We start from the raw sequence: 19075 nt of genomic DNA on the forward strand, positions 1-19075 counted from the left end.
GCTATCCTGCGAAATCATGCGGGCCATTACAGCATTTCGGGTTTGAACAGACGGCGACGCGGGCACGGCGCGCTGCAGTCCCGGCTTCGCGCGACCGTTGGGTCGTGTCTCATCGAGCGTGTCGTGGGGCATGGACCGATGCTGGCAGCGGCTGCATGAACCGGCTGTCGAAGGGTTGACACACACGCTGATTACGGGCGTAATCGAGTTGTCGATTACGGGTGTAAATGATGAGCCAGATCAGTGAAGCCGAAGCTGTGGTGATGGATGTGCTGTGGCGCAGCCACCCGCTGGGCGCCGACGAGGTGGTCGCCGCGCTGGCCAGTCGCGACTGGGCCGAGCCCACTATCAAGACCCTGCTTAACCGGTTGCTGACCAAAGGGGCGGTCAGCGCCAGCCGCGACGGGCGTCGCTATCTGTATTCGCCGGTGCTGCAGCGCCAGGCCTGGGTGGCCGAACAGAGCGAAGGCTTCCTGGGCCGGGTCTTCGATGGTCGCGTGGCGCCACTGGTGGCGCATTTCAGCCAGCGCGGCGAGCTCAGCGCGCAGGACATCGCCGAACTGAAGCAACTCATCCAGGCGCTGGACCATGACTGACCTGCTCGATGGACTGCTGCAGGCCAGCGTGTGGCTGGCGGTCGCGGCGCTCGTGGTGGCCGCCGCACGGCCTGTGCTGCTGCATTTGGGGGGCGCCGCCCTGGCGTATCGCAGCTGGTGGCTGTTGCCGCTGATGCTGGTCGCCCCGTGCCTGCCACTGCCGCAGCTGCCGATCAGCGAAACGGCGCCGGTGATGGTCATGGCCTCGGCGCTGCGCGCGCCTGCCGTGCCCACCGATGCCTCGCAGTGGGCGCTGCTGCTGTTGGCGGTGTGGTTGCTGGGCGCGGTGGCGATGGCCTGCGTCAGCTGGCGCGCGCAGCGCCGCTTCGCGCAGGCCCTGGGCACGCTGCAGCCGCGTACGGATGGCAGCTGGCAGGCCAGTGGCGACCCGGGCCTGCCGGCGCTGGTCGGCCTGTGGCGGCCGCGGATCGTGGTCGGCCCCGACTTCGAGCAGCGGTTCAGCCCTGCCGAGCAGGACCTGATCCTGCGCCATGAACACAGCCACCGCCGTCATGGCGATCCCTGGGCAAACGCCGCGCTGGCCGCGCTGCGCTGCGTGTTCTGGTTCCACCCGTTGCTGCCGTGGGCGGCGCGCCGGTTCGTGCGGGATCAGGAACTGGCCTGCGACGCGCGCACGGTCGACCCGCATCCGGCGCTGCGCCGGCTTTACGCCAACGCGCTGCTCAAGGCGCAGTTGGTCCACCCGGTTGCCCCGATGGCCTGCCACTGGCGCAGCCAACCGATGTTGAAGGAGCGGATTGCCATGTTGAAGGAACACAAGCCGAAGGCGTTGCCGTGGTTGACCGGGCAGGTGCTGGTGGTCGGGCTGTGCGTGGGGCTGTGCACGGTAGCGTGGGCGAGTCAGGGCAGCGGCGGCGTCCCCGCCAGCGGGATCGGCCAGGGCGCAGAGCTGGCCGATCGCAATGCCATCGCCCACAAGATGCCGCCGCCGTCATACCCGAAGATCGCCTTCGAGCAGAGCATCGTCGGCAAGGTCGTGGTGCGGGTGGACATCGATGCCGAAGGCAAGGCGACCAACGTACGCGTGCTGGAGGCGACTCCGGCGGGTGTGTTCGATGAGGCGACGGTCGCTGCGGCGAAGCAATGGACCTTCGAGCCGGCGATCAGGAATGGCAAGGCCGTGGCATCGGCGTTGAAGGTTCCGGTCACCTTTGCCATGGATGACGAGGTGCCAACGCCATGAGGCAGCCTTGCGTCCCCGCACTGGCAGCGCTGTTGATGGCTGGCTGTGCCACCCATGAGACGCTTACGTCAGTGGACACGCGGGCAGAGAATGTCGGGCATCAGCGCCTGGATCCGGCCAGCGGCACGGGTACTGCGCAGACGGCGAGCTACCAGCTGAAGGCCGCCGAAGGCTACCGGATGCCGCAGCTCAATGCCGGCCCGGACCCGGTGCTTGGCGATCGCGATCCGCGCAGTGAGCTTGCGCCCACGACGGTGTGTCTGCAGTTGGTCATCGATGCCCAGGGCCGCGTGGAGCGAAGTCTGCCGGTGCAGGACCGTGACGAATGCGCCGCTGGCAATGCCCCTGAGAATGCGCCGTTGCTGCAGTCAGCGCAGGATGCGGTGGCGGTCTGGCAGTACGTACCCGCAGCGGTGTGTCACTTCGCGGAGGGGAAGGTTCCAGCGAACCGGGGCGATTGCAAGGATGCCGCGCGCATCGAACCTGTCCCGGTCAGCCTGCTGTATGCCTTCACCTTCGAAATCGTGAAAGGCAAGGCGACCGTGCGCAGCGGGACGCGGGCGAAGTAGCCGGACGCGATGCCTCATCACGCGGCGGGATCCCTATCCGCCGCGAAGGGCGCCGCCCTGGATGTTCGCCTTCATTGAAGCGTCCATCAGCTTTGGTTCGGCCAGCGTGGCATCACGTGCCTGCCGGGTAGCAACGAACTCGGCTTCGCTGACGCCGTCATGCAGGTGGATGTTGTGCGCGCGTTGCTCGCCGATGGTGGTCTGATTGGCGACCTCGCGGCCGCCCGGGCCGTAGTCATGGCAGATGAACACACGGGTCGCATCGGGCAATGCCAGCATCCGCTGGATCGAGCGGTACAGTTGTCCCGCATCACCGCCCGGAAAGTCGCAGCGGGCGGTGCCGCCGTCCGGCATGAACAACGAATCGCCGGTGAACAGCGCATCGCCGATGCGATAGGCGACGCTGTCGCTGGTGTGCCCCGGCACTGCGATCACTTCGGCGTCGATATCACCGAGGGTGAAGCGCTCGCCATCGGTGAACAGATGGTCGAACTGCGAGCCATCGGTCGGTACATCCAGCGCATAGCGTGGCGCGAAGGTGCGCTGCACCTGCACGATGCCCTGGCCCATCGCCAGCGTCGCGTCCGACCACTGGGATTTCAGCCAGCGCCCGGCGCTGATGTGATCGGCGTGGGCGTGGGTGTCCAGCAGCCAGCGCACCTGCAGCCCGTGCTCGCGCACATGGGCAAGCAGCGGCTGCAGTGGCCCGGCACCGAGTGCAGCGGTGTCCGGGTCGTAATCCAGCACGGGGTCGATCACCGCCGCCTGCAACGTCGCCGGGTCATGCACCACGTAACTGAAGGTGTGGCTGTCCGGGTGGAAGAAACTGGCGACGTGCAGTGACATGGTGCTGACCTCAGCGTTTGCCCAGGGTGTCGTTGAGCAGCACGGCCAAGCGTTCACCGGCCACGCGCAGCTCGCGCTCGGCGACCGGGCGGTAGGTCGCCGCATAGCTGGGGCCCAGCGTACGCTTGTCCGGGTAAACGCCAGGTGCAATGGCGATCCGGCAGCTCGCTTCGGCCCACTGCACGGCGTCGACAGTGATGTTGGAGCGCTTGCCGAATGCGGGCGTGGGCAGGGCGAGCAGGCGCTTGAGGTACTGGTCGTCGTCCAGCGTCTGCTCGTTCAGCATGCCGCTGTCCCACAGCGAGTGCAGGTTGGTACCGCGGTTGTTGAACTGCACCTGGAAATCGTTGCCGCCCTTGTCGTGGCCGTAGCCGGCATGCATCGGCTGGTGGATGTCACCGGCGAAATGCACGACGAACTTCAGCGCCTGGGCGCGCTCTGCATCGGACTTGCTGCGGTCGCCGAGAATCGCGGTCTGCACCTTCAGCGCCTCGACCACGCAGTTGCCGTTTTTGCAGTGCTTGCGCACTTCATAGTGGCAATCGTCTTCGCCGATGTTGACGTAGTGCCAGCCGGCCGAGCGCTTGCCCAGGTCCGGATCCTTGGCGCGCAGCTGATCGGCCCAAGGGGCGATGGCGTGCAGTGTCGGGTCCGGCTCGGCAGCGAGCAGACGGTCAACCTCGGCTTGGGTCTGCGGGGTCAGCCGGGTTTCGGCGATCCGCGCCACCAGGCGGTGGCCCTGTGCGCCCCAGGCCAGGGCATCGGTGGAAACGAAGGTGAGGGCCAGCGCGAGGGCGGTGGCCGGGAGCAGGGAAGGCATTTTCATCCGCGGCATTCTAGCGGGCCGGCCGCGCGCGGGCTTGCCGGGATCTGGCCGGCTGCGGCGCCAGTCAGCTTGGGCTAGGCTCGTCGGGTGCCCATTGCCGGGCGAATGGAGGCATCACCCCATGGCCCACATCGTTGGCCTGATCGGCGGCATGAGCTGGGAAAGCTCGGCCCACTATTACCGCCTGATCAACGCGCAGGTGCGCGACACCTTGGGCGGCCTGCACTCGGGCCGGATCCTGCTGTGGTCGTTCGATTTCGCCGAGATCGAGGCACTTCAGCATGCAGGCGACTGGGACACCGCCACCCAGCGGATGATCGATGCGGCCCAGCGCCTGCAGGGCGCGGGTGCGACGGCCATCGTGATCTGCACTAACACGATGCACCGCATGGCCGACGCGGTGCAGGCGGGTATCGCGATTCCGCTGCTGCACATCGCCGATCCCACGGCCGAGGCGATCAAGGCCGCCGGGCTGCAACGGGTGGGGTTGCTGGGCACCGCGTTCACCATGGAGCAGGATTTCTACACGGGGCGGCTCGCGCAGGCGCACGGCCTGGAGGTGCTGGTTCCCGAGGCCGATGACCGCGCGGCGGTGCACCGGATCATCTATGACGAGCTGGTGCAGGGGCAGGTGCTGCCCGCATCGCGCGAGACCTGCCGGGCGGTGATGCAGCGACTGGTGGACCGCGGTGCACAGGGCATCATCCTGGGGTGCACGGAGATCATGCTGCTGGTCGGCGCGCAGGATGCAACGGTCCCGGTGTTCGATACGACCACGCTGCATGCGCAGGCGGCGGGACGGCATCTTCTCTCTGCAGGGTAACCGCGAACGTCACGCCCCGCAGCTGGAAGAAGAACGAAAAAAACCCCGGCCGAAGCCGGGGAAACTGTCTTGCTGCGAGGGTGTTGCCTTGTTGGGTTCTGATCCGCCGATCAGAACTTGAACACGTACGACACGCCGTAGGCGAGCGGGTCGATGTTGACGGTGCCGATCTTTTCGCCGTCGAGCTTTACCTTGCTGTCGATGTCCATCCAGCGTACATCCACGCGCAGCGAGCCCTTGTCGTTGATCGCGAAATCCAGACCGGCATGGGCGGCCAGACCCCAGGAGTCTTCCATCTTCAGCTTGCTGCCAGCCAACGCGCCGCCGGTCTTCTCGCTGAAGAACGTGGTGTAGTTGATGCCGGCGCCCAGGAACGGGGAGACTTTGCCCTTGCTGTTGAAGTGATACTGCAGCGACACCACCGGCGGCAGATGCTTGGTACTGCCCACGTTGCCCAGGCCGGCGATGTTGATGTCGTGCTTGAACGGCAGCGCGGCCAGGAGCTCGATGCCCAGGTTGTCGGCAATGAAGTACTCACCGGTGATGGTCGGCTTGATGTCGTTGTCGACGTCGACCTTCAGCGTGCCGCCGGCCAGCGAGCCGTTGTTGGACTTCGGGGCAACCTGGTGCACGCCGGCACCGATCGTCCAGTCACCCTTGGACTGGGCCATGGCGGGGGCGGCGGCCAGCGCCAGGGCGGCGGCCAGGCTGGAGAGCAGGAGGGGGGAGGTCTTGCGCATGAGACGGTCTCGTGGCGGGTTGGAATGGCGCCAGTTTTCCCGTCCATGCGCCTGCGCGCCTTGATCCGGATCAATCCGGGTATTTACCGTTGTAACCGGTTCCCATTCGTCTGCCTCGGGCCGGGCCGGTTCCGGCCCTGCTAGAATGAACGCCCCTTTCCATCGGCGCCGCACCGTCGCGGCTGCAGGAGCTTGTGAACATGGCAATCAAGGTTGGCATCAACGGTTTCGGTCGCATCGGGCGCAACGTGCTGCGCTCGGCCGTGCTGAACTTCGGCAATGACATCGAAATCGTCGCCATCAACGATCTGCTGGAGCCGGACTACCTGGCGTACATGCTGAAGTACGACTCCGTGCATGGCCGCTTCAAGGCCGACGTGGAGGTCTCCGGCAACGACCTGCTGGTCAACGGCAAGAAGATCCGCCTGACCCAGGAACGCGATCCGGCCAACCTGAAGTGGGACGAAGTCGGCGTGGACGTCGTGATCGAATCCACCGGCCTGTTCCTGACCAAGGAAACCGCGCAGAAGCACATCGATGCGGGCGCCAAGAAGGTGATCCTGTCGGCGCCGTCGAAGGACGACACCCCGATGTTCGTGTTCGGCGTGAACGACAAGACCTACGCCGGCCAGGCGATCGTCTCCAACGCATCGTGCACCACCAACTGCCTGGCCCCGCTGGCCAAGGTCATCAACGACAAGTGGGGTATCAAGCGTGGCCTGATGACCACCGTGCACGCCGCGACCGCCACCCAGAAGACCGTCGATGGCCCGTCCAACAAGGACTGGCGCGGTGGCCGTGGCATCCTGGAAAACATCATTCCGTCCTCCACCGGTGCGGCCAAGGCCGTCGGCGTGGTGATCCCGGAATTGAACAAGAAGCTGACCGGCATGAGCTTCCGCGTGCCGACCTCGGACGTGTCGGTGGTCGATCTGACCGTCGAGCTGGAGAAGGAAGCCACCTACGCCGAGATCTGCGCTGAAGTGAAGGCACAGAGCGAAGGCGCGCTGAAGGGCATCCTGGGCTACACCGAAGACAAGGTCGTGGCGACCGACTTCCGCGGTGAAACCCACACCTCGGTGTTCGACGCCGATGCCGGCATCGCGCTGGATGGCACCTTCGTCAAGCTGGTGTCGTGGTACGACAACGAATGGGGCTATTCCAACAAGTGCCTGGAAATGGTCAAGGTCGTCGCTGCGTAAGCCAGCGCTGCCCTTGCGTCATTCCACAGACCCCGGCCCCGTGCCGGGGTCTGTCGTTTCAGGGGGGGGCGCCAGGCCTTGATCCCGCGTGTGCCGCCGATCCATTAGCATGGCTCGCGTGCCCCGGCACTGCGCCTGCCGGGTGCAGCCGGGGCGACCTCTTGAGGATGACCTGGAATGGAAGCTCTGATTGTCCTGCTGGTGCTGGTACTGCTGGCGATCCCGCTGCTGCTGATCGTGGCGCTGGTGATGATCGCGGGCCTGCGCCGTCGCGTGGCCGCGCTGGAACACCGCGCGGCCGGGTCTGCCTGGGACGCCGCGCCGGCGCCGAGCGAACCGGAAAGGCCGCTGCGGTGGACGGATATTGAATCCGTGGACACCGTGGCCGCGCCGCTGGACTTCGCCATGCGGCCAGCGGTCGAGACGCCCGTCCAGACCCCGGACGCCGTCGCTGCCCCCGCAGCGGCAGCCACGATGCCGCCCCCGCTGCCGCCCCGGCCCGCGCCGCCGGTGGCACCGGTTGAACCACCAGGCCCCGGCATCGGCGAGCGCATTATCGGCACCCTCAAACAGTGGTTCACCGAGGGCAACGTGCCGGTCAAGATCGGCATGCTGGTGCTGCTGGCCGGCGTCGCCGCGCTGCTCAAGTACGCCAGCGACCAGGGCTGGTTGAACGCACCGATCGAGCTGCGCCTGGCCGCCATCGCGCTGGCGGCGCTGGCCGGGCTGGTGTTCGGCTGGGTGCAGCGCGATACCCGGCGCCTGTTCGCGCTGGCGCTGCAGGGCGGTGCGATCGGCATCCTGCTGCTGACCATCTTCGCTGCGTTCAAGCGCTACGACCTGATTCCCGCCGCACCGGCGTTCGCGCTCAGCGTGCTGCTGGTCGCTGGCATGGGGGTGCTGGCGGTGGTGCAGAACTCGCGCACGCTGGCCGTGCTCGGCATTCTGGCCGGCTTCATGGCGCCGATCTGGCTGTCCACCGGCAGCGGCAACCATGTCGCGCTGTTCTCGTATTACGCGGTGCTCAATGCGGCGATCCTGGCGATTGCCTGGTGGCGCCCGTGGCGCGCGCTGAACCTGCTTGGTTTCGCCTTCACCTTCGGTATCGGTACGGCCTGGGGCGTGCTTCAGTACAGCGCGGACAAGTTCACCAGTACCGAGCCGTTCCTGCTGCTGTTCTTCGCCTTCTACCTGCTGATCCCGATCCTCTATGCGCGTCGGCAAAGCGCGGAGAAGCGCGACCTGATCGATGGCAGCCTGGTGTTCGGCACGCCGCTGATCGCGTTCTCGCTGCAGGCAGGCCTGCTGCATGACGACCGCCTGCTGCTGGCGTTGTGCTCGCTGGCATTGGCCGCGTTGTATGCGGGGTTGGCGTGGGCGCTGATCAAGCGCGAGCGCTATGCCGCGCTGGGGCAGTCGCATGCGGTACTCGCGGTGGGCTTTGCGACGCTGGCGGTGCCGCTGGCGCTGTCTGCACGGGCCACCGCCAGCGTGTTCGCGCTGGAAGGGGCCGCCTTGGCCTGGCTCGGGCTGCGCCAGCAGCGCTGGCTGCCGCAGATCACCGGTGCGTTGCTGACGCTGGGGGCCGCGTTCGGCTTCGTGGTCGGCGCGGACTACTGGCATCTTGACGCCACGGCCATTGCCAACCCGACCTTCATGAGCGGCCTGCTGCTGGCGCTGGCCGGTTTTGCCGCGGCCTTCAGCTATCGCCGTGCGCAGCGCGATGCACCGGCCATCGTCTACTACCTGTGGGGCCTGCTGTGGTGGCTGGGCAGTGTCACCCACGAGATCCTGCGGTTCGTCGCGCACCGCAGCGAACCCGATGCGCTGCTGATCGCCGCGGCCGTCACCGGGTGGCTGGCCGCCGAGATGCATCGGCGCTGGCCGGCACGCGCACTGGTGCTCACCACGCTGGCGATGGTGCTGGCCGCGTTCCCGCTGGCGCTGTGGCAAGCGGACGTGCATGACCAGCCGTTCGCCGGTTATGGCGCACTGGCCTGGGCGGTGTTCGCGCTGCTGGGCGTGCGCAGCCTGTGGTGTCTGCGCGCAGGCGACGACCGCACGTCGCTGGCGGCGCAGTTCCTGTGGTGGTTGCTGTGGCCGTCCGTGGTGTCGCTGGCCTGCCTGTGGCTGGCCGACCGTTTCGCGCTGGCACAGGGCTGGGGCCTGGCCCTGATGCTGCTGCCGTGGCTGCTCGTCACCGCAGTGGCGCTGCTGCGCTGGCGCTGGCTGACCGTGCCGCTTGGCGAGCGTTTCGATCCGATGCGCACGCCGCTGCAGGGCACGTTGTTCGCGGTGCTTGGCGTGAGCTGGGCGGGCCTGTTGCTGGTCCCGGCCGGCGCTGCACCGCTGCCGTGGCTGCCGCTGCTCAACCCGGTGGAACTGGCGCAGCTCGCCGTACTGGTGCTCGCCGCGCGCTGGCTGTGGTCCGCGCAGGCGCCGGATGGCCTGCGTGCGGTGCGCATACCGCTGCTGGCGATTGCCGGCTTCGTCGCCCTGACCAGCATCACCCTGCACGCCGTGCATCACTGGGGTGGGGTGCCGTGGAACGAGCGCTTGTGGTCCTCGACCCTGGCCCAGACCAGCCTGACCGTGGTGTGGAGCGTGCTCGGCGTGATCAGCTGGGTGTGGGGCTCGCGCCGCGGGCAACGCGCGCTGTGGCTGGTCGGTGCGGTGCTGATGGGCGTGGTGCTGGCCAAGCTGGTGCTGATCGACCGCCAGCACCTGGGCAACCTGCTGGGCATTTCTTCTTTCATCGCTTACGGCCTGCTGTGCACGGTCGTGGGCTATCTGGCACCGGCGCCGCCGCGCGCGCCGGACCCCGCCGTGGAGCCACAGTCTTGATGACCTTTCGCCCGCTGATCCTCCTCACCGCGCTGGCGCTTCCGGCGCTGGCGCAAGCCCAGGCCCAGGTCACCGATGACCGCCAGGCCTATCGCCAGCAGTGGCCGCTGCAGCTCGCGCAGCCGCAGGCCGGTGCCTACCGGCTGACGCTGGACGAGGGCGTCTATCGCACCGCGGTGTCGCCACGCCTGGCCGACGTGCAGGTGTTCAACGCACAAGGCCAGGCACTGCCCTCGGCACTGCTGGCCGCCGACCAGCCACTGGCGCAGGCCCCGCAATGGCAGACGCTGTCCTGGTTCCCATTGCCACCGATGGCCGGCACCTCCGGCGATGATCTGCAGCTGCTGACAGAGCGCAATACCGACGGCAGCGTGCGCCGGGTGGAAGCGCGGCTGGGACGCGGTGGCGCGGCCGGGCAACCGGCCGGCTGGTTGATTGATGCCAGCGCGCTGAAGACCGGCGTGCAGGCGCTGCGCCTGGACTGGCAGACACAGTCGCCGCTGCAGGCGCGCGTTCGCGTGGAGATGAGCAACGATCTGCGCGATTGGCTGCGCATCGCCGACGACGTGCCGCTGGTGGACCTGCAGTACGAAGGTCGCCGTCTGCAGCAGCGCCGCATCGAGATCGCGCGCCAGGCCAAGTACTTCCGCATCCTGCCGATCGGCGCCGATGCCTTGCCGGCGCTGTCCACGGTGCAGGCCGAGCTGGCGCCGGCCGCGCAGGCGATCGCGTGGCGCTGGCAGTCGCTGACCGGTACCGCCGGCAAACCCGGCGAATTCGAGTATCAGCTGGACGGGCGCTTCCCGATCGCGCAGGCCGATATCGCCACCGCCGACAACAGCGTGGTGCAGTGGACGCTGTTGAGCCGCGATGATGCCGATCAACCGTGGCAGGTGCGCGCCGGCCCGTGGGTGGCCTATCAGCTGCAGGACGCCGCCGACCGTCGCCAATCGCAGACCCAGCCGCTGGCACGCAGCACGCGTGACCGTTACTGGAAGCTGGTGGCCAGCCAGCCGCAGTCGATGCCGGCGCCAACACTCAAGCTTGGCTATCAGCCCGAAGCGCTGGTCTTCCTCAGTCAGGGCGAGCCGCCGTTTGCGGTGGCCGCCGGCAGCCTCCGTGCCGAACGCCAGGAGGCGCCAGTGGCCACGGTGGTCGCGCAGTTGCGCGAGCAGCATGGCGCGCAGTGGCAACCGGCGCAGGCCACCGTGCAGGGCGCACCGGAAGTCCTCGCCGGCGATGCCGCGGTGGCCCCGCAGCGCGACTGGAAACAGTGGCTGCTGTGGGCGTTGCTGGTGATCGGCGTACTGATCGTCGGTGGGTTCGCGGTGAGCCTGCTGCGCCAGCCGCCCAGGGACGGAGGTAGTTAAGCGCGCTTAACTACCTCCGTCCCTGTTATGGATTTGCGATGCACCCGCGCAGCCGGGACAATGATCGTCTGCGCCGCACGGCGCCCTTCCTTCTTCAGAGCCAAAGAGTTGCTTATGTCCATCGTTCGCATGACCGACCTCGATCTCTCCGGCAAGCGCGTGCTGATCCGCCAGGATCTGAACGTGCCGATCGACAACGGCCAGATCACCTCCGAGCAGCGCATCACCGCGTCGCTGCCGACGCTGAAGCTGGCGCTGGAGAAGGGCGCCGCCGTGATGGTGACCTCGCACCTGGGGCGTCCGAAGGAAGGCGTGTGGAGCGAGGCCGAATCGCTGGCCCCGGTGGCGCTGCGCCTGTCGCAGCTGCTCGGGGTCGAGGTGCCGCTGGTGCGTGATTGGGTCGATGGCGTGGACGTCGCACCGGGTTCCATCGTGCTGCTGGAAAACTGCCGCATGAATGTCGGCGAAGGCAAGGACGATGAAGCGCTGGCGAAGAAGTACGCCGCGCTGTGCGATGTGTTCGTCATGGATGCCTTCGGCACCGCGCACCGCGCGCAGGCCTCCACCCACGGCGTGATCCGCTTCGCTCCGGTCGCCGCTGGCGGTCCGCTGCTGATGGCCGAACTGGACGCGCTGGCCAAGGCGCTGCTCGCCCCGGCCCAGCCGCTGCTGGCGATCGTGGCCGGCAGCAAGGTCAGCACCAAGCTCGAACTGCTCTCCAGCCTGGTCGGCAAGGTCGACCAACTGATCGTCGGCGGTGGCATCGCCAACACCTTCATCGCGGCCGCCGGTTACTCGGTCGGCAAGTCGCTGTATGAGCCGGACCTGCTGGACACTGCGAAGAAGATCGTGGCCGATGCCAAGGCGCGTGGCGCCGACATCCCGCTGCCGACCGACGTGGTCGTGGCCAAGCAGTTCCTGCCGGACGCCGACGCCACGGTGAAGGCCGTCGCCGACGTGGCCGAGGATGACCTGATCCTGGATATCGGCCCGGATACCGCCCAGCACTACGCTGGCCTGATCGCCAAGGCCGGCACCGTGGTCTGGAACGGCCCGGTCGGCGTGTTCGAGTTCGAGGCCTTCAGCCATGGCACCGAGGCGCTGGCCCGTGCCATCGCGGCCTCGCCGGCGTTCTCGATCGCCGGTGGTGGCGACACCCTGGCCGCGGTCGACAAGTACGACATCGCGGGCGAGGTGAGCTACATCTCCACCGGTGGCGGTGCGTTCCTGGAGTTCCTGGAAGGCAAGACCCTGCCGGCCGTCGCCGCGCTGGAGGCCCGCGGCTCGTGAGCCGCGATGTGCTGTTCTTCGATCTCGACGGCACGCTGATCGATTCGGCCGTCGGGATCACCGGGTGCGTGGCGCATGCGCTCACCCAGATGGGCCTGCCGGTTCCGCCGCAGGCGGACCTGCGGCGCTGGATCGGGCCGTCGCTGCGCACCAGCTTCGCGCCGTTGTTCAACGATGCGGCCCAGGTCGAACAGGCGGTGACGTATTACCGCGAGCGCTTCGACGTGGTCGGCTGGCGCGAGCACGAGGTCTACCCGCGGATCGGCCAGGTCGTGCAGGCCTTGAAGGAACGCGGCCATCGGCTGGCGATCGTCACCGCCAAGAACGAGCCACACGCCCGGCGCATCGTCGAGCACCTGCCGTTCGGCGACTGCTTCGAGGATGTGATCGGGGCCACCCCGGATGGCAGCCGCAGCGAGAAGCCGCAGCTGGTCGCCGAGGCCCTGCACCGGCTGTCGCTGACCCCTGCGGAGTGCTGGATGATCGGCGACCGGCGCATGGATATCGAAGGCGCCCGCCATCACGGTCTGCGCAATATCGGCGTGTTGTGGGGCTTCGGCGGTGCCGAAGAGCTCACGGTCGCCGGGGCGGCGCACCTCGCGCAGGCACCGGACGACCTGCTCACCCTGATCGATTGAGGGTCGCGGCGGCGATCCGTACGCCGCCGCATGTCCTGCGCAAAGCCCCGCCGCGATTGGCGCTGGCCGCCGGGCGGTCAAACGACTGTCCGCCCGGTCGTCTCGGGCTGTCTGCAGGACAACAGCGAAACCCAAGCGTGCCAGCGGTGTAATCGTATTCATGGGACGTGACGGGTGTGCTAATTTCACTCCTTTAACGGGAGCCCATTAACCATGATTGAGCGTCAGCGTCGCACCAAGATCCTTGCCACCCTCGGACCGGCAACCGACCCGCCGGGCGTGCTGGAGGATCTCTTCCGCGCCGGCGTGAACGTGGTTCGCCTCAACTTCAGCCACGGTGACCCGTCCGGGCAGGCCAAGCGCGCCGCCGATGTACGTGCCGCCGCCGCCCGCGTGGGCGTGGAAGTGGGCATCCTGGCCGATCTGCCGGGCCCGAAGATCCGTATCGAGCGTTTCGCTGAAGGCAAGATCAAGCTCAAGGCGGGCGACCGCTTCGACCTGGTTGCCTCGGCCACCCCGCCGCCGGGCGACACCACCCAGGTCGGCGTGAGCTACCTCGGCCTGCCGCAGGACGTGGTCGCCGGTGACGTGCTGCTGCTCGACGATGGCCTGATGCAGCTGCAGGTGATCGAAGTGCAGGGCGAACGCATCATCAACACGGTGCTCAACGATGGCGTGCTGTCCGACCGCAAGGGCCTGAACAAGCAGGGCGGTGGCCTGTCGCTGGGCGCGCTGACCGAGCGCGACAAAGAACTGATCGGCATCGTGGCCAAGATCGGCGTGGATTTCATCGCCGTTTCGTTCTGCCGCAACGCGCAGGACATGAACGACGCGCGCGAGATCGCCGAGTCGCACGGCTGCTACGCCGCGCTGGTCTCCAAGATCGAGCGCACCGAAGCGATCGAGAACCTCGAAGAGATCGTCGACGCCAGTGACGTGGTCATGGTCGCGCGTGGCGATCTGGGCGTGGAAATCGGCGATGCCGAACTGCCGGGCCTGCAGAAGAAGATCATCAAGGCCTCGCTGGCGCAGAACAAGGTGGTGATCACCGCCACCCAGATGCTGCAGTCGATGGTCGAAAGCCCGATCCCGACCCGCGCCGAAGTGCTGGACGTGGCCAACTCGGTCATCGACGGTACCGATGCGGTGATGCTGTCGGCCGAAACCGCCGCGGGCATGTACCCGGTCAAGGCGGTCGAAGCGATGGCGCGCATCTGCCTCGGTGCCGAACGCCAGTTCCAGACCGAGACCGATTTCGGCGCCTCGCCGCGCAACCTGGAACGTGCCGATCAGGCGATCGCCATGGCCACCATGTTCCTGTCCCAGCACGTGGGCGTGCGCGCGATCGTGGCGATGACCGAATCCGGTGGCACCGCGCGTTACCTGTCGCGCTTCCGTGCCTCGGCACCGGTGTTCGCGGTGACCCGCCATGACGGCGCCCGCCGCCAGATGGCGCTGATGCGCGATGTGTTCCCGATCAACTTCGACAGCCGCGGCCTGACCCCGCGCGAAGCCGCGCGCGGCAGCATCCGCCTGCTGTTCGAAGCGAACCAGCTGCAGAGCGGCGACCGCGTCGTCTTCACCAGCGGTGAGCACATGGAAACCCATGGCGCCACCAACACGCTGCGCCTGCTGGAAGTGGGCGAAGACGGCCGTGCGAGCGGTCTCGGCGAACTCTAACCGACCCACCTCGAAAGACCCGGACCCGCGTGGCCTCACGGCCGCGCGGGTTCGTCGTTTCAGATGGAATCGTTTCCAGATTTCGTGGACGGCCAGTTCACGGGAGGCGGGGTCTATAATTGGCGTTTTCCCGCACCCGCCACAGGAAGTACATGAGCATCGAACAGCTGGCTGAAACCGCACAGGCCATGGTCGCCCCGGGCAAGGGCATCATCGCGATCGACGAATCCACCGGCACCATCGGCAAGCGCTTCGCCAGCGTCGGCCTGGAGAACACCGAGGAGAACCGTCGCGCCTACCGCGAACTGCTGCTCACCACGCCCAAGCTGAACGAGCACATCTCCGGCGCGATCCTGTATGACGAGACCATCCGTCAGTCCACCAAGGATGGCGTCCCGTTCGCCAAGTACATGGCGGCCCAGGGCATCATTCCGGGCATCAAGGTCGACAAGGGTGCCCATGCCCTGGCCGGCTGCCCGGGCGAGCTGGTCACCGAAGGCCTGGATGGCCTGCGCGAGCGCCTGCAGGAGTACTACAAGCTGGGTGCGCGCTTCGCCAAGTGGCGTGCGGTCATCAACATCGGTGAAAGCATCCCGTCGGGCACCTGCATCGAGTCCAACGCCCACGCGCTGGCCCGTTATGCGGCGCTGTGCCAGGAATGCGGCCTGGTGCCGATGGTCGAGCCGGAAGTGATCATGGACGGCGACCACGACATCGAGACCTGCTACGAAGTCACCGAAGCCACCCTGCGTTCGCTGTTCGACGCGCTGTACCAGCAGAACGTGCTGCTGGAAGGCACCATCCTGAAGGCCTCGATGGTCATCTCCGGCAAGGGCTGCGAAGAGCAGGCCGACGTCGAGGAAGTGGCCGAGTCGACCGTGATGTGCCTCAAGAGCACCGTGCCGGCGATCCTGCCGGGCGTGGTGTTCCTGTCCGGTGGCCAGAGCGATGAGCAGTCCACCGCGCATCTGAACGCCATGAACCAGATGGGCAACCTGCCGTGGCCGCTGAGCTTCTCCTACGGCCGCGCCATGCAGCAGGCTGCGCTGAAGCTGTGGGCCAAGGACACCAAGGCCAACATCGCCAAGGCACAGCAGACCGTGTTTGATCGCGCCAAGGAAAACGGCCAGGCCGCCCTGGGCAAGTGGAACGGCTGATTCACGCCTGACCACCGTCAACGAGAACGCCGGCCTTGTGCCGGCGTTTTTGTTTGCGCGATACAACGGTGCGCAAAGGCGCGCGTGCTCTGGCACGATGCGGTCCACCTTCGCATGGATGGGTCTCATGTTCGCTCGCCTCTGTATCTGGCTGTGTGTACTGCCGTTGCTGCTGGTGAGCGCATCGGCGCACGCCGTGGCATCGCGCGGCTTCGATGTGCTGCATTACGAGGTCGCGCTGGTGCCCGACATCGCCCACAAGCGCGTCACTGGCGAGCAGACGGTGCGGTTCCGGGCCGAGCATGCGCTGCGCGCAGTGACGCTGGACAGCGGCGCGCTCAAGGTGACGGCGGTGCTGCAGGGCGATCGCGGGTTGGCGTTCGCGCAGGACGAGGCGAAGGTGCACATCACGCTGGCCGAACCGCTTGCGCGGGGCGATACCGCCAGCGTGACGATCCGCTATCACGGCCAACCGCCGTATGGCCTGGAATTCGCGCCCGAGCGCGACGAGGTCTACACGATCTTTTCGACCAGTCAGTGGATGCCCTCGGTGGATGCCCCCGACGAGCGCGCCACGCTGGCCCTGTCCGTGACCCTGCCGGCGGGCCTGTTGGCCGCCGGGACCGGTCGCGCGCTGCCGGTGCGCACGCTTCCCGATGGGCGCATCGAACACCGATGGCAGCTGGAGACGCCGATGCCGGGGTATGTCTACGGCTTCACCGCGGGCCGTTATCACGAAGCCACCCAGCAGCATGGCGCGACCGGCTTGCGGTTCCTGTCCAGGGAGCGCTCGCCCGGGCAGCTGCAGCGCGTGTTCACCGCTACGGGCGCGATGTTGGATTTCTTCGCCGCACGCGCGGGACTGCCGTATCGCGGCGACTATCAGCAGGCGCTGGTGGCCCGCACGATCGGGCAGGAAATGGCCGGGCTATCGCTGATGTCCGAGCGCTACGGCCAGCAATTGCTGGAAGACCCCGCCCAAACCGCGTTGATGGCGCACGAGGCCGCACATCAGTGGTGGGGAAACCGGGTGACCTGCGCCGGCTGGGAACATTTCTGGCTCAACGAAGGCATGGCCAACTTCATGACCGCCGCCTACCTCCAGCAGGCGCAGGGAGAGGCGGCCTACCAGGCGCAGGTCACCATCTGGCGCACGCGGCTGGACGCGCTGCGTGCCAAGGGCGCGGATCATGCGCTGGTGTACGCGGACTGGAGCGCGCCGACCGGCGATGACCGCGCGGTGGTGTACCAGAAGGGCGCGTACGTACTGCACCTGTTGCGCGGCGAAATGGGCGAGGCCGCGTTCTGGCGCGGCATCCGTGCGTACACGCAGGCCAATGATGGGCGGTCGGTGGTGACCGCCGATTTCCAGCGTGCGATGGAAACCGCGGCCGGCCGATCATTGCAGCCGTTCTTCGCGCAGTGGGTCTATGGCGTGGGCTGACGCTTCAGTGCGCCGCCGCCGGTGGTAATCCCATCGCCAGCGGCGCGAAGATCGCCGAGGTTGACGGCTCGACCGGCTGACCCAGCGCGGCCAGCGCCGACTGGTAGGCCTTGTACGTGGCCGCGTTGTACGCCACCAGGATGATCCGGCGTGGCTGGTGGTGCGAGCGCTGCCAGGTCAGGGTTTCGGTGGCGGCGATATGGGCGGCCTGGTGCAGCGGGTACCCGAACACCCCGCAGCTGATCGCCGGGAAGGCGATGGATTCCAGTTCCAGCTTTTCAGCCAGCTGCAGCGACTTCCAATAGCAGTTGGCCAGCAGCGCCGGCTCGTCGCGCAGACCGTCCTGCCAGACCGGGCCGACCGTATGGAACACGTGCTTTGCCGGCAGATCGAACGCCGGAGTTTCGCGTACTTCCCCGGTCGGGCAGCGCATGCCGGGGCGGATCTCCGGCAGGGCGCGGCAGGCGTCGAGCAGCTGCGGGCCGGCCGCGCGATGGATCGCGCCGTCCACGCCACCGCCGCCGAGCAGGGATTCGTTGGCCGCATTGACGATCGCATCCACCGCCAGGGTCGTGATGTCGCCCTGCCACACTTCGATCTTCATGCGTACCGCTCCTTACGTGCTGATACCGGGTCCATACAACGAAATGACGTGCCTGCGCTGCACCGTAACCTGCGCGACATCTAGGCTGCGTCATCGTCGTCTCAGGCAGTGCGACCCGGCGGGCGCTGGCTGACATTCACACGATGCCGCCGGATCGCTTCACGGAAGATGAAGCGCGTCACCACGCAGAACGCCCGCCGATCAAGGCGGGCGTTTCGTTCATACGGACCAACGCCGGGATCAGGGCAGACCGGCCAGCCAGTCGTCGTCGGAGCCTTCGTTGATGTCGGCGAACAGCGGGGTGGAGAAGTAGCGCTCGCCGGTGTCGGGCAGCATCGCCAGGATCACCGAGCCGGGTGCGGCCTTGGCGGCGATGTCCAGCGCGCTGGCGACCGTGGCACCGGCCGAGATGCCGACGAAGATGCCTTCCTCGGCCGCCAGCCGGCGCGAGGTCTCGATCGCGCGGGCGTCGTCGATGGTCAGCAGTTCATCGTAGACACCGCGGTTGAGCACCTCCGGCACGAAGTCCGGGGTCCAGCCCTGGATCTTGTGCGGCTTCCACTCGTCGCCTTTGAGCAGGGCGGCGCCTTCCGGCTCCGTGGCGACGATCCGGGTCTCCGGTCGCGCCACCTTGAGCACCTCGCCGACGCCGGTCAGGGTGCCGCCGGTGCCCCAGCCGGTCACGAAGTAGTCCAGTCGCTTGCCGGCGAAATCGCGCAGGATTTCCGGGGCGGTGGTGTTGCGGTGATAGGCCGGGTTGGCCGGGTTGGCGAACTGACTGGCCAGGAACCAGCCGTGTTCCTCGGCCAGTTCCTTCGCCCGGCGCACCATGCCCGAGCCGCGTTCGGCGGCCGGGGTCAGGATCACCTTGGCGCCATAGGCGCGCATCAGCTTGCGGCGCTCGATGGAGAAGGTCTCCACCATCGTGGCCACGAACTTGTAGCCGCGCGCGGCGGCCACCATCGCCAGCGCCACGCCGGTGTTGCCCGACGTCGCTTCCACGATGGTATCGCCGGGCTTGAGCAGGCCCTTGGCCTCGGCGTCGAGAATGATCGCCAGCGCCAGGCGGTCCTTGACTGAGCCGCCGGGGTTGAACGACTCGACCTTGGCATACAGGCTGACGTGCTTGGGGGCGAGACGGTGCAGGCGCACCACCGGGGTGTTGCCGATGGTGTCCAGGATGGAGTCGTACAGGGCCATGGGGATGCTCCGGAGAAGTCGGTGCCGCCCGGGGGCCGTGCG

At 67.4% G+C, this 19075-nt stretch carries 17 protein-coding genes; 12 read left to right on the forward strand and 5 right to left on the reverse strand.

All coding sequences use genetic code 11. From position 1 onward, the window contains the following. Positions 1-230 precede the first annotated feature (230 nt). Genes K4043_RS09175 through K4043_RS09185 form a run of 3 tightly spaced genes read left to right on the forward strand, consistent with a single transcriptional unit; the run spans position 231 to position 2369 of the window. Positions 231-596: a BlaI/MecI/CopY family transcriptional regulator gene (locus K4043_RS09175; RefSeq protein WP_265309068.1), complete on the forward strand. Its 366-nt coding sequence runs from the start codon at positions 231-233 to the stop codon at positions 594-596. Next, entirely contained in the window at positions 589-1800 is a 1212-nt protein-coding gene (locus K4043_RS09180) for a TonB family protein (protein WP_265309070.1), read from the forward strand. Before K4043_RS09175 ends, K4043_RS09180 begins: the two co-directional genes overlap by 8 nt. Further along, the gene (locus K4043_RS09185) at positions 1797-2369 is read left to right on the forward strand and encodes a hypothetical protein (protein WP_265309071.1); all 573 of its coding nucleotides are present in this window, start codon (positions 1797-1799) and stop codon (positions 2367-2369) included. The genes K4043_RS09180 and K4043_RS09185 overlap by 4 nt, the downstream gene beginning before the upstream one ends. A 33-nt stretch (positions 2370-2402) precedes the next feature. Here K4043_RS09185 and K4043_RS09190 read toward each other — a convergent pair whose 3' ends face one another. Beyond that, a complete protein-coding gene (locus K4043_RS09190) occupies positions 2403-3215 on the reverse strand; it encodes an MBL fold metallo-hydrolase (protein ID WP_265309073.1) in 813 nt (270 codons plus the stop codon). 10 nt (positions 3216-3225) lie between these two features. Further along, positions 3226-4041 carry a S1/P1 nuclease gene (locus tag K4043_RS09195; RefSeq protein WP_265309074.1) on the reverse strand — a complete coding sequence of 272 codons (816 nt, stop codon included), beginning with the start codon at positions 4039-4041 and terminating at the stop codon, positions 3226-3228. A gap of 121 nt (positions 4042-4162) precedes the next feature. Here K4043_RS09195 and K4043_RS09200 point away from each other — a divergent pair, with 121 nt between their 5' ends. Then, the gene (locus K4043_RS09200) at positions 4163-4864 is read left to right on the forward strand and encodes an aspartate/glutamate racemase family protein (RefSeq protein ID WP_265309076.1); all 702 of its coding nucleotides are present in this window, start codon (positions 4163-4165) and stop codon (positions 4862-4864) included. Positions 4865-4974: 110 nt separating this feature from the next. On the opposite strand, the gene K4043_RS09205 is transcribed toward K4043_RS09200, so the two are convergent. Further along, complete coding sequence (locus tag K4043_RS09205; RefSeq protein WP_265309077.1) at positions 4975-5604, reverse strand: OmpW family outer membrane protein; 630 nt, start codon at positions 5602-5604, stop codon at positions 4975-4977. Between the two features lie 200 nt (positions 5605-5804). Here K4043_RS09205 and gap point away from each other — a divergent pair, with 200 nt between their 5' ends. The 8 genes from gap to K4043_RS09245 all read left to right on the forward strand — a co-directional run bounded on the left by gap (position 5805) and on the right by K4043_RS09245 (position 17229). Further along, a complete protein-coding gene (gene gap, locus K4043_RS09210) occupies positions 5805-6806 on the forward strand; it encodes a type I glyceraldehyde-3-phosphate dehydrogenase (protein ID WP_019183902.1) in 1002 nt (333 codons plus the stop codon). 177 nt (positions 6807-6983) lie between these two features. Beyond that, on the forward strand, positions 6984-9650 hold the full coding sequence (locus tag K4043_RS09215) for a DUF2339 domain-containing protein (RefSeq protein WP_265309078.1): 2667 nt from the start codon (positions 6984-6986) through the stop codon (positions 9648-9650). Continuing rightward, complete coding sequence (locus K4043_RS09220) at positions 9650-11020, forward strand: DUF3999 domain-containing protein (protein ID WP_265309079.1); 1371 nt, start codon at positions 9650-9652, stop codon at positions 11018-11020. The genes K4043_RS09215 and K4043_RS09220 overlap by 1 nt, the downstream gene beginning before the upstream one ends. A 114-nt stretch (positions 11021-11134) precedes the next feature. Then, on the forward strand, positions 11135-12310 hold the full coding sequence (locus K4043_RS09225; protein ID WP_123730335.1) for a phosphoglycerate kinase: 1176 nt from the start codon (positions 11135-11137) through the stop codon (positions 12308-12310). Beyond that, positions 12307-12948: an HAD-IA family hydrolase gene (locus K4043_RS09230; protein WP_265309080.1), complete on the forward strand. Its 642-nt coding sequence runs from the start codon at positions 12307-12309 to the stop codon at positions 12946-12948. The genes K4043_RS09225 and K4043_RS09230 overlap by 4 nt, the downstream gene beginning before the upstream one ends. A 213-nt stretch (positions 12949-13161) precedes the next feature. Next, positions 13162-14628, forward strand: a complete 1467-nt coding sequence (gene pyk, locus K4043_RS09235) for a pyruvate kinase (RefSeq protein WP_123730337.1) — start codon at positions 13162-13164, stop codon at positions 14626-14628. Positions 14629-14780: 152 nt separating this feature from the next. After that, the gene (locus tag K4043_RS09240; protein WP_123730338.1) at positions 14781-15785 is read left to right on the forward strand and encodes a class I fructose-bisphosphate aldolase; all 1005 of its coding nucleotides are present in this window, start codon (positions 14781-14783) and stop codon (positions 15783-15785) included. 127 nt (positions 15786-15912) lie between these two features. Beyond that, positions 15913-17229 (forward strand): M1 family metallopeptidase, encoded by a 1317-nt coding sequence (locus K4043_RS09245; RefSeq protein WP_265309081.1) that lies wholly within the window; start codon positions 15913-15915, stop codon positions 17227-17229. A gap of 4 nt (positions 17230-17233) precedes the next feature. On the opposite strand, the gene K4043_RS09250 is transcribed toward K4043_RS09245, so the two are convergent. Continuing rightward, the gene (locus K4043_RS09250; protein WP_123730339.1) at positions 17234-17833 is read right to left on the reverse strand and encodes an O-acetyl-ADP-ribose deacetylase; all 600 of its coding nucleotides are present in this window, start codon (positions 17831-17833) and stop codon (positions 17234-17236) included. A 240-nt stretch (positions 17834-18073) separates the two neighbouring features. After that, complete coding sequence (cysK, locus tag K4043_RS09255) at positions 18074-19033, reverse strand: cysteine synthase A (protein ID WP_265309082.1); 960 nt, start codon at positions 19031-19033, stop codon at positions 18074-18076. Positions 19034-19075 lie beyond the last annotated feature (42 nt).

Source organism: Stenotrophomonas sp. SRS1 (assembly GCF_026130205.1).
Classification (GTDB): Bacteria; Pseudomonadota; Gammaproteobacteria; order Xanthomonadales; family Xanthomonadaceae; genus Stenotrophomonas; species Stenotrophomonas rhizophila_B.